Here is a 3408-nt window from a genome sequence, read left to right as displayed (position 1 = left end):
CAGGTCCGTGCGCTGCTGCCCGGCGAAGGTCAGAGTCTGGTGCTGGTCACCAGCCGGCGCCCGCTGACCGGCCTGGAGAATGTCGGCCGGCTGGCGCTGTCCGCGATGACGCAGGCCGAGGCGGTCGAGCTGCTGAGACGGATCCTGGGCGAGAGGCGGGCGGACGCCGAAGCCGACGCGGTGCGGCAGGTGGCAAACCTGTGCGGGCATCTGCCGCTGGCGTTGCGGGTTGCGGGGAACTGGCTGACGGCACGCTCGGGGTGGAGCGTGGATCACCTGGTACGGCGTCTGACCGACGAGGAACGCCGCCTGGGGGCGCTCGCCGCGGGCGATGTCCGGGTGGAGGCGGCGTTCGAGCTCTCCTACCGGCAGCTGACCGGCCAGGCCGCTCACATGCTGCGGCTGCTGAGCCTGGTCCCGGGACCGGACATGACCGCCGCCTACGGCGCCGCTCTGACAGCGACCGACGTCTTCGAGGCCGAGGACGTCATGGAGGAACTCGTCGAGGCGGGACTGCTGCAGGCCACCTTCACCGGCCGCTACCAGCTCCACGACCTGCTACGGCTGTTCGCCCGCACCCGGCTGGCGCGCCAGGAGGAACCCGCCGAGCAGGAAGCAGCCGAGGACCGGCTGCGCGCCTGGCTGCTGGACACCGCCACCGCCGCAGGCCGCCGGGTGGGCGATGCGCTGCCCTCGTCCTGGCGGGGCCTGGTCACGCTGGAGACTCCGCAGCAGGCTCGGGCCTGGCTAGAGAGCGAGGCCCTGGCCTGGCTCGCCGCACTGCGCAGCGCCGCCCGCAGGGGTGAGCACACACGGGTGGTGGAGACCGTCGCCGCCATGAGATGGTTCGCCAGCCTGAGCGGCGGCTGGGGAGGGCACTGGCTCGAGGTCCACCGCCTGTCCAGCGAAGCCGCCGCCGCACTCGACGACCCCCGCCTGCAGGCCGAGCACCTCGGAAACTACTCGATGGCGCTGTCCGACCACGGGCGGCGCTACCGCGAGGCCCTCGAACGGGCCGACGAGGCGCTGGAATGCGCCCGCCGCGCCCAGGACCTCTCCCTGCAGGCCTGGGCACTCGCGTATGGGGCCTTGGCCCACTATTACCTCGGTGAGCACCAGAAGGCCTACGACAAGGCTCGGGCCTCCGTCGACCTGTTCGAAGCCGCCGGCGACTACGACGGCTGGCTCCAGGGCATGACCACCTACGGGATCGCGCTGCGCGACCTCGGCCGCACGGAGGAAGCCCTGGCAGTGCGCGAGCGCGTCACCGCCTTCCTGGACGCGCCTGACTGCCCGGTAGGTGAACCCGTAGCCGCCAGGTATCGTGCCAAGACGATCAGCGGACTCGGCCGCGACTACGCCGCTCTGGGGCGGTGGCAGGAGGCTGCCGACCACTTTCGCAGCGGCCTGTTCCAGCTGCAGCGCATCGGCATGCCCGAGGTGGAGGGCGGCGTGCTCCTGGATTTGGGTCAGGCCCTGAGTGAACTGGGGGAAACCGAGGAGGCCCTCTCCTGTTTCCGCCAAGTCCTCGTCATCGGCGACGCGGCCGCCAGCAGCGACCTGGAGACCGCGCGGAAACTCCTGGACTCGCCCCCCGCCGAGTGAGCCACGCCTGCGGCGACCGGTCGCGGCCATCGACTGGCCGGCGGTTCCCGGCGCGAAGAACCAGTAGAAGCCGTCGCCGAGTGCGGGGTCGTCGGTGGTGGCCTGGGTGACGGCGGGAGTGCCGCCCTGCGCCGAGACCTCGGCGCTCGTCAGCGGGGCACCGGTGTTCGCGTCCGTGACCTGGCCGGTGACGCCGCCTGCCGCGGGGTCGCACGAGCGCGAGCCCGCGAAGACGTTGTCGATCTCCCCGTGCTTGTCGTTGACTTCGACGAACCGGAAGCGGACCTTGACGTCCGACGCCCTGGCCGCCTGCGGCACGGGCACCGTGAGCTGGCTCTGGACCGTCGTGTCCGGCGCCGTCCAGACCGTTCATGCGGCATGTTGCTACTCATGAAGGATGCCGTTCAGGCGGTCGCGGCTGCGGAGGCCGAGGTCGACGAGTCGGCCGGATTCGAGCGGTTCCGGGAGCGGGGATAGGGGAGCGGCGCTTGCGAGTGCCCGGTGAGGGCGGTGCGTGGGCGCGCTCCTTGCGCGCCCGGGCGCGGCCGCGCCCTGCCCTCGCTCCGTGCGTGCCCACGAGGGCACGGTGAGCTTCCCCTTCGGCGGCGACGCCCCGGGTCCAGGCTCATCCGTAGGGGAGATGGCCGCAAAGGGGATGGCTACGGGCGGGGTACGCCCGGGGCCGTCGTCCGCGATCTGGCGCGCCACGTACGAGTCATCGCCGTCGTAGGGAGTTTTTCCGAGGAACGGCGGCGTGCGCGCCGTGCACATGCCTGAGGTGCGGACACCCGTGAACGGTGACGCCTTTCGGTCGGGCCCTGCGCCCGCGAGAGAAGGCGGTCCCAGGGGAGCGTCAGCCCGCCTGACGGTGTTCGGCCTCGCGCTCGGTCTCGGTGAGGCCTCCCCAGACGCCATAGGGCTGGGCCGTCTCGAGGGCGAAGCGAGCGCAGGGAGTCCGCACGGCGCAGCTCTGGCAGATGCGCCGGGCGTTGCGCTCGCGCCGGCGGCGAGTGGTGCCGCGTTCGTTGGGCGGGGAGAAGAACACCGAGCTGTCCATGCCTCGGCAGGCGGCGCGGGCCTGCCACTGCCAGTCGGTGAGTAGCGGCTTCAGGCGCGTGGGTTTCATCGGGTTCTCCGTTCGGGACTCGACCCGCGGCGGGTGCACGCGGTCTGACGGGGAGGCATAGTGGGTTGGCCGCTGGTCGATCAACAAGCTACGTACCTGCGGACCGACGGCTTGTCCTGCGATGCACGGCACCTGGCTCCGTAGCGCAGACAGGGCCCCAGGCCGGGCGGAGCCGGTCAGCCATCCCGCAGCGGCTTCCTGCTGGCGGCGGGGTGGGGGCGGCGGCGGACCCGGAAGGACGTGGACGGCAGTTGCGCCCCTGGGTCTGCTCCGCAGGCCACCGTCGAACTCCTCGGGGCCGACCGCGGTGTTCTCATCGTCGACGAGACCGGCTTGATGGATCACGAAACCGCACGGGAGCACTGGCCTCGGGGCTCAGCGGTTGCGGGGTGCGTTGCTGCAGCCGCAGGGTGTGGGTGGCGGTGAAGGGGATCAGCTCGTGGTGCCGGTCCGGTAGTGCGATCACCAGGGCGCTGTCCGGCAGGGCCAGCCGGACCCCCTTCAGCATCCGTACGGCACTGCGGTGGTCGAGGCCGGCCGTGGGTTCGTCGAGCAGGAGGACCGCCGGTGCGCGCAGCAGTGCCCTGGCGATCACCAGGCGGCGGCGCTGTCCCTGTGAGAGGGCGGTGCCCAGGGGGCCCGTGGGGGTGTGGCGGGGGAGCTGGTCCAGGGCGGCG

3 protein-coding genes are annotated in these 3408 nt (G+C 72.1%); 1 reads left to right on the top strand and 2 read right to left on the bottom strand.

Going from position 1 to position 3408, the window contains the following annotated elements; translation table 11 throughout:
• On the top strand, nt 1–1605 hold a 1605-nt coding region (locus tag AOK09_RS34840; RefSeq protein WP_217698531.1), incomplete at its 5' end, for a tetratricopeptide repeat protein.
• A gap of 853 nt (nt 1606–2458) precedes the next feature.
• On the opposite strand, the gene AOK09_RS34830 is transcribed toward AOK09_RS34840, so the two are convergent.
• Nucleotides 2459–2731 (bottom strand): WhiB family transcriptional regulator, encoded by a 273-nt coding sequence (locus AOK09_RS34830; protein ID WP_055591202.1) that lies wholly within the window; start codon nt 2729–2731, stop codon nt 2459–2461.
• A gap of 313 nt (nt 2732–3044) precedes the next feature.
• Nucleotides 3045–3408 (bottom strand): ATP-binding cassette domain-containing protein (locus tag AOK09_RS34825; RefSeq protein ID WP_157876162.1); only part of this gene is annotated, 364 nt, incomplete at its 5' end.

The sequence above is a fragment of the Peterkaempfera griseoplana genome, assembly GCF_001418575.1.
In the GTDB taxonomy this organism is placed as follows: Bacteria; Actinomycetota; Actinomycetes; order Streptomycetales; family Streptomycetaceae; genus Peterkaempfera; species Peterkaempfera griseoplana.
Note: the sequence above shows the minus strand (reverse complement) of the source record. Positions and strands in the feature narration are given on the sequence as shown.

Coding starts and splice junctions, on each gene's coding strand:
- AOK09_RS34830 (WP_055591202.1), bottom strand. CDS start 2,731: ATGAAACCCACGCGCCTGAAGCCGCTACTCACCGACTGGCAGTGGCAG.